General features: G+C 42.6%; 10 protein-coding genes. 3 read left to right on the forward strand and 7 right to left on the reverse strand.

The window, feature by feature from the left end; all coding sequences use genetic code 11:
• Positions 1 to 6: 6 nt before the first annotated feature.
• The 5 genes from H6G76_RS23250 to H6G76_RS23270 all read right to left on the reverse strand — a co-directional run bounded on the left by H6G76_RS23250 (position 7) and on the right by H6G76_RS23270 (position 7,577).
• The gene (locus H6G76_RS23250) at positions 7 to 2,214 is read right to left on the reverse strand and encodes a tetratricopeptide repeat protein (RefSeq protein ID WP_190706185.1); all 2,208 of its coding nucleotides are present in this window, start codon (positions 2,212 to 2,214) and stop codon (positions 7 to 9) included.
• Positions 2,215 to 2,501: 287 nt separating this feature from the next.
• Complete coding sequence (locus tag H6G76_RS23255) at positions 2,502 to 3,932, reverse strand: galactose oxidase early set domain-containing protein (RefSeq protein WP_190706187.1); 1,431 nt, start codon at positions 3,930 to 3,932, stop codon at positions 2,502 to 2,504.
• Between the two features lie 646 nt (positions 3,933 to 4,578).
• Positions 4,579 to 4,758 (reverse strand): photosystem II assembly protein Psb34, encoded by a 180-nt coding sequence (gene psb34 / locus H6G76_RS23260; protein ID WP_190706189.1) that lies wholly within the window; start codon positions 4,756 to 4,758, stop codon positions 4,579 to 4,581.
• Positions 4,759 to 4,989: 231 nt separating this feature from the next.
• Positions 4,990 to 6,948 carry a glycine oxidase ThiO gene (thiO, locus tag H6G76_RS23265; RefSeq protein ID WP_190706191.1) on the reverse strand — a complete coding sequence of 653 codons (1,959 nt, stop codon included), beginning with the start codon at positions 6,946 to 6,948 and terminating at the stop codon, positions 4,990 to 4,992.
• Between the two features lie 164 nt (positions 6,949 to 7,112).
• Positions 7,113 to 7,577 (reverse strand): hypothetical protein, encoded by a 465-nt coding sequence (locus H6G76_RS23270; RefSeq protein ID WP_190706193.1) that lies wholly within the window; start codon positions 7,575 to 7,577, stop codon positions 7,113 to 7,115.
• Positions 7,578 to 8,033: 456 nt separating this feature from the next.
• Here H6G76_RS23270 and cimA point away from each other — a divergent pair, with 456 nt between their 5' ends.
• Both cimA and H6G76_RS23280 read left to right on the forward strand, forming a co-directional pair.
• Positions 8,034 to 9,689 (forward strand): citramalate synthase, encoded by a 1,656-nt coding sequence (gene cimA / locus H6G76_RS23275; RefSeq protein WP_190706195.1) that lies wholly within the window; start codon positions 8,034 to 8,036, stop codon positions 9,687 to 9,689.
• A 174-nt stretch (positions 9,690 to 9,863) separates the two neighbouring features.
• Positions 9,864 to 10,481: a Uma2 family endonuclease gene (locus H6G76_RS23280; RefSeq protein WP_190706198.1), complete on the forward strand. Its 618-nt coding sequence runs from the start codon at positions 9,864 to 9,866 to the stop codon at positions 10,479 to 10,481.
• Positions 10,482 to 10,851: 370 nt separating this feature from the next.
• On the opposite strand, the gene H6G76_RS23285 is transcribed toward H6G76_RS23280, so the two are convergent.
• Complete coding sequence (locus tag H6G76_RS23285) at positions 10,852 to 11,085, reverse strand: hypothetical protein (protein ID WP_062287777.1); 234 nt, start codon at positions 11,083 to 11,085, stop codon at positions 10,852 to 10,854.
• A 158-nt stretch (positions 11,086 to 11,243) separates the two neighbouring features.
• On the opposite strand from H6G76_RS23285, the gene H6G76_RS23290 reads away from it, so the two are divergent.
• Positions 11,244 to 13,325: an NAD(P)/FAD-dependent oxidoreductase gene (locus tag H6G76_RS23290; RefSeq protein WP_190706201.1), complete on the forward strand. Its 2,082-nt coding sequence runs from the start codon at positions 11,244 to 11,246 to the stop codon at positions 13,323 to 13,325.
• A gap of 101 nt (positions 13,326 to 13,426) precedes the next feature.
• Here the strand turns inward: H6G76_RS23290 and H6G76_RS23295 are convergent, their stop codons facing one another.
• Positions 13,427 to 14,971 carry a hypothetical protein gene (locus tag H6G76_RS23295; protein ID WP_242056495.1) on the reverse strand — a complete coding sequence of 515 codons (1,545 nt, stop codon included), beginning with the start codon at positions 14,969 to 14,971 and terminating at the stop codon, positions 13,427 to 13,429.
• Positions 14,972 to 15,062 lie beyond the last annotated feature (91 nt).

The raw sequence follows: 15,062 nt of genomic DNA on the forward strand, positions 1-15,062 counted from the left end.
ACTCTTTTAAAGCTTTGATAAAATTTCGGGTAGCAAATGACCAGGAACTTTTGATAAAGCGATATTTTGCCCGTGGATGCCTAATTCGTTGTGGAAGGCGCGGATTGTTTTTACTACATAAGCAAAGGTCATTTGATAAGCCTCTGGTTGTTTATTTAATCCGTTCAAGGCTTGTAAATGATGATCTAATGCTACTTCTAAGTGGTGCGATCGCGTCGGTTTATCGCCATTAAATGAACTATCTGTAACTAACTGATAATGGGCTAACCCTAAGTTATTATGAGCCGCAAATAAATCAAAACTTAAAGGAACTCCACTTAGAGAATGTGCCAAGGCAATGGCTTCTTCATAAGCAATAATGGATAATTTTAATAACTTTTGCTTGCTGTCTTTCGTGGTTTGCGGCAAGTTTGCTAAATGCCAGTAAGCTGTAGCCAGATTATTTTGCGTAGCAGCGCAAGCACTAGGAACGTTAGCGGCTGTGCGATATTTCAATGCTTCGCAGTAGACATCAATAGCTTGCTGAAGATTATCGGCTGGTTGTTCGTATTGCGCCAAATTCCAGTAAGCAGTACCGATGTTGTTTTGAATCATGCCATATTTCAGAGGTTCCTGTTCGGGATTGTAGTGAGCGAGGGCTTGGTTATAGGCGGCGATCGCTTTTTTTAGATGCACCACTGGTTGATTATATTGTCCCAGATGCCAGTAAGCTGTACCTAAATTATTTTGGCAAGCTGCATACTTTAATGTATCCATGTCGGCACTGCGGTAATGCAATGCTTCTGTATAAGCTGCAACGGCTTGTTGCCAATTTTCCGCCGGGTTAGAAAACTTAGCTAGATCACCATAAGCTGTTCCCAGATTATTCTGCACACGGGCATAAGTTTCTGGATGAGTCTGCGGTGAAATCATCTTCAACGCCAGCTGATAAAATTCGATTCCTTGTTCAATGTAATTTTGTCCCGCCTCCACATTAGGTGGTGTGCGGTATAGCATCCAGTAGAGTGTGCCTAAATCATTGAGAATATCTGGCAATTCTGGTGATGCTTCATCGTAGGCGATCGCTTCCTGATATGCAAGAATTGCTACCATCAGGTTTTCTAGGGTTGAATGTCCTTGTTCAATCCGCAGGCGATATGTGTTTCCTAGCTGATGATACGCTACTGCTAAATCCTGCTTTGCAGCTTGCTTGAGGTGTAGTTCTTCAATCTCTAACAGCAATTGTTGCGGTTGCCAGTCATCCTCCTCTTGAGAAATCTTAGTATTAATAGTTGCTATTACTAGCTCGCTTAACTCCTTGTTAATATGCGACAACGACGACAGCGATGGGCTAGTTACCTCACTAGCTTGACTAGGATCTGCTAATTTCGTCTCTGTTTTCAAGAATCCTGGCGGTGGCGGGGGAATTGCCAACACTCTATTTACTGGCTTTACTGGGCTTTCTAGAGAAACCACAGTATTTTCCTCTAATTTTGCGTCTGTTGTCGTTGCTGCTTTGGGTTTTGCTTCAATAGCTGATTCGTTGAAACTAGATCCCTCTAGTTTCCCGAAATCTAGATTTCGGGAACTAGGAAAGCGTTCTGGATAATTTAAATTGCGCGCTGGTGTTGGTTCTCCAGCAAAGGTAAACACACCAGTTCGCCAACGCCAAAACTGTGGTGCTGACTGCTGAATAGCAGACAACCAAGGGCGCGATATCCACAACAGAACACTAGACTCTAGAAAACCGCTCTTTTCTTCGCTCGATAAAGATTCTTCGGTGAGGCGTAGATGGTGCAGAAATAAACGTTGAACTGCTACTGGCTGTTTAGTTAGCTGTTCTACACCCACAATTTGAAATGTCGGGACTGGCAAAGGTCGTCCGGGGTTGTCTTTGGATGCGCCAACAATTGGCGGAGGATAATTAGCCAACCATTGATTGATCTGGGATATCGGATTAGGCTCGTTGAGGTTCAACCGCAAAGTGACTAATCGTGGATAGGCTGAAGTGCTGCTGGCTTCTTGCCCATCTTGGGGCTGATAAAGCACTTGCCCAACTGGATAAGCTAAAGTAGAGTGTAAACGCGCTGCTACTTGATTTCGCAACTGTAAATCGTCACATACTGCTAAAAACAGCTGTCTTCTTAACCCTAAACTTAGGGCAAGTTTTAAACGGTGATATACTTGCCGATTCCAAACAAAATTATCTGTGTGTGCCGGATCATTCACGCTCATGGAGGCTAAACAGCCTAACAAAGTATACATCCCTTATGGGGGCGCGTTCAAGTCAGCAAAGCTTTTTATCAGCAGCATGGTTTGGTCTAATCCTCTCACAGCACTTGCTCACCATGCAATTGGCTTTCTTACTAGCAATTCGGCTATCAAGCAATACGGTTCGGATAAGCATTTTGAACTCAGAATTGGTTTGGGGAAAAGGTTACTGGGTTTGGGTTCAAGGTTTTTTCTTCCCTTTTCCCCCTTCGCCTTTCCCCTTTAACCGAACCGTATTGGGCTATAAAGCATTAGGTTATTTGAATCCAACTTGCCACCGAAGGAACATTATTGTTATCGACGATAAATAGCATATAGTAGCCAGGCACCACCAGATTGCGATTTTTTGTTACATAGACGCTGAGAGAATTGCCACTCCTAGAATTAATCGGCAGATCTACAAGCCGTTGTTCTGTATCTAGACCATGAGTAGGAGCCATTGGTTTAATTAAATGCACCCATTTAATGTTCCTTGCAGGTTGATCTGTTTCGATGATGATTGTCGCTCTATATTTTGCTGTCGCTGGCGCACTAATAATTGAAGGTCTTGGCTGCGATATGTAAGCCGGACTATAAATTTCTATGCGATTTTCGTAAACACCACGCTGAGGATTTCCCCCTGCTACAACTACTTTGCCATCTGGTAGCAACACCGCGATTGAATGATAGACGCGGCCGTTAACAATGGGTGTCTCTACCACCGTCCAGGTATTCGTCTGTGGATTGTAAATTTCTGCTGGGAGTGTGGATTCTCCTATATCTTCTTCCTTACCGCTACCATTACACACAAATACCGTGCGGTCAGGCAAGATCACAGCATTATGGTGCATTCTGGCATAATTGAGATATGGTGCTGTTGTATAAGTAGGATTACTATCCTTGAAGTCTATAATATTAACTCTGTTTGTTGCTACACCTATATCACCACCGCCGATAATCATCACCTTTTGGTCTTGCGCTGGTGGGAGCAATAAGCTGGCGGCTTGGTTGCCATATTCTGGAACTTCTAATCCAGAGACTGGCTGTTCGGCGATCGCCTCATCAAATGTTGCGGGTAAAGTCAAAATACGTGGTAATACGCCATTATTAACCCCCACTTGCGCCCCTGTATAAAAAATTTTTCCACTACTCAACAATATTAAATGTACATATAAACTTAAATTACTGGTTTGTTGTGTAAAAATGCTCCACCCAGTAAAAGCACTATATATTTCTGGGTTGCGATCGAGGTTACCGTTTATATCTAAACCTGAGAGAGCCAAAACTCTACCATTACCAAGCGTTAATACGGTAGGATACCAACGGCCTCTATTCATTGATGACACTCTTGTCCAACTTCCGTCGCCGTTATTGCCAGTAAAATCAAATAAAAAGACATCTATTATACCATAAAATGGATCATATTGTAGCGTGCCACCTGCCACCAACAATCTTCCGTCATGTCGAAATGCATGGCCTGCACAGAAAATGTCAATCGGGTTGCCATTTCTATCGCGTGGAATCGTGGGAGCGGTGAAATCTCCGCTTTGAGGATCCCAAAGCCTAGCCCCTTCCGGGGAATTCTCATATGCTGCTGGACTCGGATCATTACCAGAACCAGCAAAGAACAATACCTTACCTGTTTTTCCCACAGCAGCATGGACAGGATTAATCGGAATTTGAGAGGATAGTTGCCAAGGCATATTGTGGATTCTCTTAGTTAATACACTGGAATTATCAAATTCTTGTTAATTAATCGCGTACACCAACAATGGCAAAAAACTTCTGCCTGTGTGTTTAGAATGGAAAAATTTCACGTCTTGAACCGTAAAACTAAAGACTTTTAATATTTGTTTTTTAGGCAGCTTAAAATTTTTAATTAGATAACAATAAAATTTTTTTTCGTAGTTTTGATATCAGAGAATGTTGGTCTAAAGTTTATTAAATATTTTTTAGCAATTTTCGATATCGACTTTATAATAGCATACTATTTGGTCTGTAGTAGCTTGATATTAAGTTGATAAATTTTGATTATGCAAATCATAGATAAGCTAAGGCTGTTACTAAACTACCGTGATTTGAGGCATTTTATTATGAACTAAACTACTTAACTACCACTATGTTTACATTGGCAAAATTAACTCTTATTTTTATCTTTAAGGAGTTATTAACCAGAATTAAAATATATAGCACTCAAACAATATTAAGGATAAGTATTGCCAATATAATATAACGATAGCTGCACAAATATACTTATTAAACTTGTTAATTTATATACAAAAAACAGGTTCCCTGAAGAGGGGAACCTGCAACACCACAAGAAAATTCAATTTTCGTAAACAGTTCTTGCTAACTGAAATTAGAAACGGAGAAGGCGACAAAAATTAAGCCGCCAACCAAAACAGTGGCGGCTACCCCTAGGATGATATAGTTACGCTTCTGCGCGGCTGTAGGAGGCTCTGCCCGATAAACCTTTGGTTCCTGAGCAAAATTGTTAAGACGACCGCCTTCTTCATTTGTATAGGGCATGAAGTAGTTCCTTATTCTCAATTCTGAACATTTATTATCTAATGTTACAGAAATTGGTCTTGTCTGCTCTCTCTATCAGCGACAAATGTTTACATTTAGTCAACAGTTATAGCAATAACCACTTTTATTAGGACACTGGTACAAGGATACAATCTAGACAGCAAAAGACTTTTAACCCTGTCACCTGTTACCTGTCCACTACTATAACTGTTGAGTGTTGACCATTAACTGTTAAGTGTGAATTGTCCCAGTTACAGGCGAACTAGCACTAGCGTAGGACTTGATGGGCATTCTACCGGCTAGGTATGCCAAACGTCCGGCGACTGTTGCTAAATTCATAGCATAAGCCATTGCAGGTGGATTTTGCGCTAGAGCGATCGCACTATTAATCAACAAGGCATCTGCACCTAGTTCCATCGCCTGAGAGGCTTCTGAGGGGGAACCAATACCAGCATCAACCACGACTGGCACATTAGCGTTTTCAATAATTATTTGAATATTGGCAGTTGTTTTTAAACCTTGTCCTGAACCGATGGGTGATGCTAAAGGCATAACTGTGGCACAGCCAACATCTTCTAAACGCTTGGCTAACATCGGGTCAGCATTGATATATGGCAATACAGCAAACCCTTCTTTCACCAGTTGTTCGGCAGCTTGCAGCGTCCCAATCGGATCGGGTAGTAAATATTTTGAATCTGGTATAACTTCTAATTTGACAAAGTTATTATCTTCCTGCCCCAACAGTTTCGCCATTTCTCGTCCTAAACGAGCAACCCGAATCGCTTCTTCGGCAGTTTGACAACCAGCAGTATTTGGCAACATCCAAATTTTTGACCAGTCTAGTGCTTCTGCTAAACCTTCATGACCAGGGGTTTTAGCTTGCACCCGCCTCACTGCTACGGTAACAATTTGACAGCCACTAGCAACTATGCTTTGCTGCATTTCTTCGATACTGCGGTACTTCCCTGTTCCCGTCATCAAGCGAGATTGGAAGGTTTTGCCAGCAATGATGAGTGGTGAGTCGGGGAGTGGGGAGTTGGGAATGGGGAGTGGTGATATTGAACGATGGCCGTTGGTGAAATTGGCAGAGTGAGTGAGCATAGGGGCGGTAGATTGCTTGGTATGAAAGCGAGAATAATGGAAATTTGGCAGCAAAGAATCAGATTTTTGTTCGCAGATTAAATTCGCAATGATTTCTGCTGTGACAGGCGCGAGTAAAATGCCATTCCGATAATGACCAGTAGCCAAAGTCAAGTTTTCACAATGGCTAGTTCCTAAAATCGGTAGTTCATCAGGGGTAGCTGGGCGAAAACCCCACCAAAATTCCTGAATAGAATAATCCTGCAATTGCGGGTAGAGGCGGATGGCTTGTTGAAGTAAAGCTTGAATCCCGGCTGGGGTGTTATGGGGAGTAAAACCGACATCTTCACTAGTCGCACCCAAAATAATTGAGCGATTCCGCCTCGGCACGATGTAAATATTTTCCCCAAATAAAACTCGTCTGAGAGGTAATTCCGGGACAGAATCGGGTAATCGGAGACTCAGCATTTGCCCTTTGCGAGGACTCACGGGCAGAGGTAACAATTGGTTTGACCAAGCACCAGCCGCTAAAACATAGTGATTGGCACGAATTAAGCCTGTGTTTGTTTGGACACCAATTACTTGCCCTTGCTTTTGGATTATTCCTTCTACTGTGATGTGATCTTTGAATTCAACGCCCAGAGATTTAGCTGCTGTCCACAGTGCTTGTGCTAATGCGCGATTATCAACTTGAGCATCTTCTGGATACCACCAGCCACCGACGACATCATTTCCTAATCCTGGCTGATATTGATGAATAGCTGGCTGATCTAACCAGTAAGCTGGTGATTCATGCGGCGTAGGAGATGTGGGTTGTTGATAAACAGGAGCCAAAATTCCACAAGCCCAGTAACCAGTACTTACACCAGTTAAATCTTCTAGTTTACTTGTCCATTCTGGATATAAGGCACGCGATCGCCAGCATAACTCCCGCGTTGCCTGATCTTGGATAATTTCTGCATCTGGTGCTAACATCCCCGCAGCAGCATGGGTAGCAGCAGCCTGGAAATCACGACAAAGCACGGTGACATTTGTCCCGCGCAGTTTGAGTTCGACGGCGATCGCCAAGCCAATAACACCGCCACCAATAATTAAAATGTCACTAGTCATTAGTCATTAGTCATTGGTTATTAGCCATTGATCATTAGTACACAACTACATAACTTATAGCTAATAACTTGTAACCAATGACTAATTTTAACTGAGTTAGGAGTGAGAAGTTCTGAGTTATAAATTTACTCCTGCCTCCTGCCCCCTGCCTCCTGCCTTCGTTCCTACCACAAAGCCCGAATTGGCTCTCTAGCCGACTCGTTATCATTAACAGATGTATCACTTGATTGACTTTCTGTTGACTGTACTTCTCTAGTGGTTGTATCTGTATTGTCAGGAGTTGAAAATGACTCGCTGGGAGTGGTATTTTGAGCAACGCTGGTTCTACGCTCAGATGTATTGCGCTCAGCTGGACTTAGATTTTCTTGCCTGACACTTCTGCCGCCCCTAGCTTCAGGGGTAGTATTATTTTCTTGGGTAGTGCTGGCTCTGTCTTCGCTTGCGCTGCGACTACTGGGAGCAGTGCTATTAACATTAATATTGGCTGGGAGAACTCGTGATGTTTTGCCGCCTGGAGTATTATTACTGGCTGTTTGTTGTTGTCCCATTGGAAAGTTAATACCTAGCAATGTACCCAATAATATTGCCAAGCCTCCACCCATCAGAATAAGCGGTGTCCATCTACCCATACTGTTTTGCTCCTTTTAAACCTAACCTTTTGATTTCCAAACTCTTCGATAGCCCTGACCTAATAATCTGTAAAATATTCTGTTTGACGGGCTAAACGCAGGTCTATTGTATGAGAATGAAAAGAAAGCGATCGCTGTCTTTGTGACGCTAATTAGCCCTCAATCCATTATCTTGTTTCGACCGCACCAGCACCATCACCGCCTTGCTAAGAATAGTGCAGAATTTAGCATTGTCGTTTGAGAGGTCAATCCCATTTTGCTGCAAAGTTTTTTGTAGTTTGACCCTAAATTGTTTCTATATGCTCCAATCTAATCTGAAAGCGGCGTAGAACATATAGCCCAGCACACTGATTTTTGACCTTGAGCTAGTACCTTGGGCATATTTGAATTACCAAACTGCCTTTTTGTTGTATATTGGCACATTTCTTCTATAGTTGTCTCGCATGATCTTGTCTTATGACCACAAATCCCTCTCCTCAAATTTGGCTTTATGACACTACACTCCGGGATGGCACTCAATGCGAAGGGCTGTCGGTGTCCATAGAAGACAAGTTACGCATTGCCAAGAGACTTGACCAACTAGGGATTCCTTTTATTGAAGGTGGTTGGCCTGGTGCTAACCCGAAGGATGTTCAATTTTTCTGGCAACTCCAAGAAGATCCGCTAAAACAAGCAGAAATTGTTGCATTTTGTTCTACGCGTCGTCCCAATACGGTTGCTGAGGCTGAACCAATGCTACAAGCAATTTTAACTGCGGGTTCTCGCTGGGTGACGATTTTTGGCAAATCTTGGGATTTACACGTTACAGAAAGTCTAAAGACAACTTTAGAAGAAAATTTGGCAATGATCCGCGATACTATCGAGTATTTTCGCACGCATGGGCGACGCGTGATTTATGATGCAGAACATTGGTTTGATGGTTATAAGCAAAACCCTGAGTATGCTTTACAGACATTAGAAGCAGCGATCGCATCTGGGGCTGAATGGTTAGTTTTATGTGATACAAATGGCGGGACTTTGCCTCATGAAGTGAGTGAAAGTGTAGCAACAGTCAATAGTCATTTGTCATTTATCATTTGTCAAAAACTAATGACAAATGACCTAGAACAAAGAACAATTCCCCAAATAGGCATTCATACTCATAATGATTCAGATTTAGCAATAGCAAATGCCCTAGCTGCTGTCATGGCTGGGGCAACAATGGTGCAAGGAACAATTAATGGTTATGGTGAACGTTGCGGCAATGCCAACCTTTGTTCTTTGATTCCCAACTTACAGCTAAAGCTGGGTTATAGCTGTATTGGAGAACACCAGCTTACTCAACTCACAGAAGCAAGTCACTTTGTCAGTGAAGTAGTAAATCTTGCTCCTAATGAACACGCACCTTTTGTGGGACGTTCTGCTTTTGCTCACAAAGGCGGGGTTCATGTCTCAGCAGTAGAACGCAATCCTCTGACTTACGAACACATTCAGCCCGAACAAGTCGGAAACCGTCGGCGCATAGTCATTTCTGAACAATCAGGACTCAGTAATGTCATCGCCAAAGCCCGGACTTTTGGCATTGAATTAGATAAGCAAACACCCCAAGCACGGCAAATTCTCCATCGCTTGAAGCAATTAGAAAGCCAAGGCTATCAATTTGAAGCCGCCGAAGCGAGTTTTGCTCTGTTGATGTATGAAGCATTGGGTGCGCGCCAAGAATTTTTTGAAGTTCAAGGCTTTCAAGTTCACTGTGACTTAGTGGAAGGTAAGGAAGCCAGCAGTGCTTTAGCCACGGTGAAAGTCGCCGTCAACGGTCAGAATATTTTAGAAGCGGCAGAAGGTAACGGCCCCGTTGCAGCTTTAGACGCAGCATTACGCAAGGCTTTGGTTAATTTTTATCCCCAACTTGCCGCTTTTGAATTGACCGATTATAAAGTCCGAATTCTTGACGGACACGCGGGAACGGCGGCAAAAACTAGAGCGTTGGTAGAGTCAGGAAACGGCCATCAACGCTGGACGACTGTTGGGGTTTCAACCAATATTTTGGCAGCTTCTTATCAAGCAGTGGTTGAGGGGTTGGAATATGGTTTGTTATTACATTCCCAAGCAGAGGCGGCATTACAGGTTTAGGGGTTAAAGGCTAGAGACTGGGGGCTAGTGTTTTCACTCGGCACTCCGCACTAAGTAATACAGCCTCTCTCATCTAAATGAGTCTAGCCCCTAGTCCCTAGTCTCTAGCCTCTCTCCTTAAAACGTGTACTGTACACAACTGAAAAATGCTGTCAGACAAGGAACTAATAACAGATGACTCAAACCTTACGTAAACTAGTTACATTTGATGAATTTATCGCTTGGTATCCAGAAAACCCACAGCGACGCTATGAATTGCATGACGGAGTAATTGTTGAGATGCCCCCACCAACAGGCGACCATGAACAGCTTATTGGATTTTTAGTTGGAGAAATAGTTACAGAATATAAACGTTTAAAACTGCCTTACTTTATTCCCAAAACAGCGTTTGTCAAACCATTAGAAGGTGAATCAGCTTACTCACCAGATGTGCTGATATTAAATCAGCCTAATTTAGTCAATGAGCCTCGGTGGAAAAAAGAATCAACTGTCAGCTTTGCTCAATCAATTCCCTTAGTAATTGAAGTGGTGAGTACCAACTGGAGAGATGATTATTTAAAAAAAGCTGCTGATTATGAAGCGGTAGGTATCCCCGAATATTGGATTGTCGATTATGCTGCTTTAGGCGGGAGGCGATTTATTGGCAATCCTAAACAACCCACTATCTCGGTTTACTCGTTAGTTGATGAGGAATACCAAGTTCAGCAATTCCGAAATAATGAGCGGATCATCTCACAAACTTTCCCAGAACTAAATTTAACTGTCGCACAAATTTTTCAAAGTGTTGCCTAATAGCAGAAAACTAGAAAGCTTAGATCCCCGACTTTTAAAAAAGTCAGGGATCTTGTGTACTGAAGAGTTATTTAACACCATTAATTTTTTGAGCCTTTGAGAGTAAAGTTTCAGCCTTTTTGCTTGAACGTTGAGCCTCAAAGGGTGAATATTGAGCCTTTGAGGGTGGAGTTTCAGCCTTTTTGCTTGAACGTTGAGCCTTTAAGGGTGAAATTTTAGCCTTTTTACTCGAATGTTGAGCCTCAAAGGGTGAACATTGAGCCTTTGAGGGTGAAGTTTCAGTCTTTTTACTGGAACGTTGAGCCTTTGAGGCGGAAGTGTCAGAATGCTAATCCCTAGCCTCTAGCCTCTAGCCTCTAACCTCTAACCTCTATGTAAAACTTTCCCAGGCTTGAGCCAGCAGTTGACTCAGCCAGCGTCTTTGCTGACGATCTAATAAGGGATCATCTTCAAGGACTTGCGCTGTTAAGTCTTCTAAAGATTTACCTTGAGAACGGACAATTTTAATTACTCCTGCGATCGCAGAAGCAACAAGTTCTTCATCAACTGGCTTTTGTTGTAAGGCAAGAATGTCTTGAGGACTGTCTGGAATGGGATAATTCATGGCGTGGGTTTATAAAGTTACAAAATGAAAAAAAATTGAAAATTTTTTAAAATTTCTTTACAGAGTCTTTATTTGAGTAGTAGGGCGGATTGTATCGATTCTTTCGCCATTAAGAAATCTGTCGAAATGAGTATTTTGAGCGGAGAAGTCAGCAACACATGAAAGAAATCCTTTATTTAGAAGTTCCAATTTCAGATACGGCAGTTGTACGTCGTTGGTTGCAAGTAGATTTTCAACCAGGATTTGGGGAGAAATCACTGACTCCAGACGGCTTGTGCCTGAAATTACCTACAGACTATACAACATCTGACCAGTTGATTTCCGAAAAATTACCGACGGAACTTTCTATTTTTGTCTGGTCAGTGCAGAGAACCTCTTATTTAAAGGTCTTCCGTTGGTCAGATCAGCCTTTCCCTCACGAGAAGGAAATATTGTTACGTCTCAAGATAGATATTAGAAGGCAGTTTCCGCATCAATACCCAAAACCACCAGCAATTGATTTATCCCAAAAATCCATTTTTGAAGCACTAGCTGGATATTACCCACTTACAGTTAAATACTTTCAGAAAATGCCCAATGGGGAATATGACCTGAAACGTGCCTATTGGTGGGAGCAACGCTGGCGAGAAGGTGTTATTAATCCAAAAGCACCGCGTCAGGTAATCTTTTCTAATCCAGGATCTAAAACCCAAAATCCAAAATTAGATTACGACCTGATTTATATCGGTGGCGCACTAGGGGCAATTCATGCAGCAGTTATGGCCAAACTGGGTTATAAAGTGCTATTGGTGGAACGTCTGCCTTTTGGACGCATGAACCGCGAATGGAATATTTCTCGTGATGAATTACAAAGCTTACTAAATTTGGGATTGCTAACAACCACAGAATTAGAAAGTATTATTGTTAGGGAATATAAAGACGGATTTAATAAATTTTTTGATGGGAATAATCCGCCGAAATTACGATCGCCTATTCTCCACACACCCACAGTATTAAATGTAGCTTTAGATTCCGAAAAATTGCTGCAAATATGTGGTCAAAAGCTGCGTGCATCGGGTGGCGACATTTGGGACGAAACTGAGTTTATACGTGCAGATATTGACAACTCCCAAGTTGTTATTACACTCAAGCATTTACCAACCCAAGAACAAAAGCAAGTCACCGGAAGATTATTAGTCGATGCAATGGGAACCGCTTCTCCTATCGCATGGCAATTAAATGGCGGTCGTGCTTTTGATAGCGTATGTCCCACGGTGGGCGCAGTTATTGATGGGGGATTTGAACCACAAGTTTGGGATTCTCAATATGGTGATGTTCTGTACAGCCACGGCGATATCTCGCGCGGTAGACAGTTAATTTGGGAATTGTTTCCCGGTGCAGGTGAGGAACTAACAATTTATTTATTTCATTACCACGAAGTTCACCCCGATAATCCTGGTTCTATTTTGGAAATGTATGAGGACTTTTTCTCGATTCTGCCAGAGTACCGCCGTTGCGATATGGATAAACTGGTGTGGAAAAAACCGACATTTGGCTACATACCAGGGCATTTTAGTTTAAGTAGTAGCGATCGCAAAGTTGCCTTTGATAGATTAATTGCGATCGGTGATGCTGCGTCTCTTCAGTCTCCCCTAGTGTTTACGGGTTTTGGTTCGTTGGTGCGGAACTTAGAACGTTTGACAACGCTATTGGATACCGCACTCAAACATGATTTATTAAGTTCCCGCCACTTAAATAAAATTCGGGCTTACCAAAGTAATGTTTCAGTTACTTGGCTATTTTCTAAAGGCATGATGGTTCCGACAGGAAAATTCATTGCTCCCCAGCGCATTAACTCCATGCTGAATACCTTCTTTGGGCTATTAGCCGATGAACCGCCAGAGGTTGCGGATAACTTCATCAAAGATAGATGTAATTGGTTAACCTTTAACCGCTTGGCACTAAAAGCCGCCCGCAAAAACCCCGCCTTGCTGTTGTGGATTTGGGAACTAGCTGGCCCTAGAGATTTATTTAGATGGGTAGGTAATTATCTTAACTTTGGTCGCTATGCGTTAGTTCGTGCCTTGCTGAGTTCCTGGTTCCCCCGCTTTTTATGCCGAATTAAACCTTGGTTAGAACCCCGTAATCCGGCATTGTGGTTACAATTATTAACAATTCGCTACGCCATTACCACAGGAAAACCGCGATCGTCAAATCAAACGTCAACAGTGAACCCAGAAGCAGTAATTCTTAATTCGTAATTGAGTAGGGTGCGTTATGGACGTTAGTCCTAACGCGCCGCAAATATCTGATTGTGCATTACACTGACGCGATCGCACACCCTACCAAACTCAATTAAGAATTACGAATTATTTTGACTATTGGGACGAAAGTTTGGTAATTCCACCGATGCCAACGATTTACGCCCCTTAGGCGGACGTTGAGGATACACCACTGGTGACGGTGATTGAGCCTCATTGCTCAAGTCATCAGTCTCCTGTTGAGGTAATTCTGTGTTTAATAATTCCTCAGTACTCTCGGTTGCGGTTTCTGACCAATAATTTTCTGGATCTTCAGGCATCTTTTTGGTCAACGGCAAAGTAAAAGAAATTGGCGAATTATTTTCCGGTAAAATTGTAGACTCTTCTATTACTGAACTCTGCACAGTAATCAGATCATTATTTTCTGTAACTAAAACTTCCAATTGCTGTTCTAGAGGAATTTCTGATTGTTCATCATTTTCCTTCCTAGTCTCCCAAATGGGTACATCAGCTTCATTACTGGTGACATTTATTTCACTAGTAGCAGAGGTTGAAGTTCCAGGCTGAGAGGCAAAAAACATTTGGATGAGACTATCTATTTGCTCATCTAGTTTTGCTGAACTTCCTGATGAAGTAGTTTCTAATGTGGTTGGCTCATCATCGATTTCTGAGGTAGCAGCAGGTTCAACAGGGTCGGGTGTTTCTTCCTGAGTCGGCCAGTCCCAAGGTGAGGATGTCGGTGGCACAGGGCTACTATGGCTGGGTGAAGGTGGGGTTGAAGGTTCACCCCAAGAATTGGCAATATTATCAGCAGTAGATTCTGGTTCTGCTGACCAAGGTCTAATTGGTTGCACGTTAGGGAATAAAGACCGTGCTTTTCTCGAAAATCTGCTTTGCTTAGTAGGGCTGTTGTAAGAGTTAGTACCTGTCTCTTCTGGGGAGTCGTCTTTGGCAGCCGGAGGTTCTAGACATTTTTCTAAAGCTGCTTTAAATTGCAGCGTTTGGCGTTGTTGGCGCATCAACCGAGTACGTAACTCTCGACAAGTAGTTTCTGACTGCAATACTTGCTGAGACTGTTCATTATAGTTAGTTTGTAATAACGCACATTCTCGTTCTAATTGAGCAAGACGTTGTTGACTAATTTGTAGCTGTGCTTTATACGTCTCAATCAGAGTATCTTGATGTTGAATGGTTTGTGCCGCAGTGTCTAACTGTTGAAATAGTGACTGAATTTGCTCTTGGGCAGCAATTAATTCTTGCGCTTGCTGATTGAGCATTGATTCAGTGACGCTATAACGTCTTTTTTGCCACTGCAATGCTTTTTCTGACTCAGCTAAGTCATCTTTGAGATGCTCTACTTGCTCATACAACTCATTGTTAGCTGAACGCAGTTCTTCATTCAATGCCAGCAGTTTTTGAAATTCATCATCAATTACTGCCTGTTGCCTACTGTCTGGTTCTGCTACCCACTCTTGTTGGGTAACATTTTCAGGAGATTGAGGATTTTGCGGATCAGGTTGTTTCTCTGGTGCGGGTTTGAGGAGTGGCAATTGCCTCATAGCCAGATTTTCAGAAGGCACAACTGAGTAAAAAGGACAGCTAGCCTGCTCTGGTTGTAGCGAGTTAGCAGAATTGAGAGATTCCATTACAGCCCTGTTGTTTGAGGTGTCAGCTTCATTCATCACTCTTGACCCACCCGCCTAAAGATAATCAGCGATGCTAAATTGAGCATTGCCG

Origin of the sequence: Nostoc sp. FACHB-152 (assembly GCF_014697475.1) — a bacterium.
Classification (GTDB): domain Bacteria; phylum Cyanobacteriota; class Cyanobacteriia; order Cyanobacteriales; family Nostocaceae; genus Nostoc_B.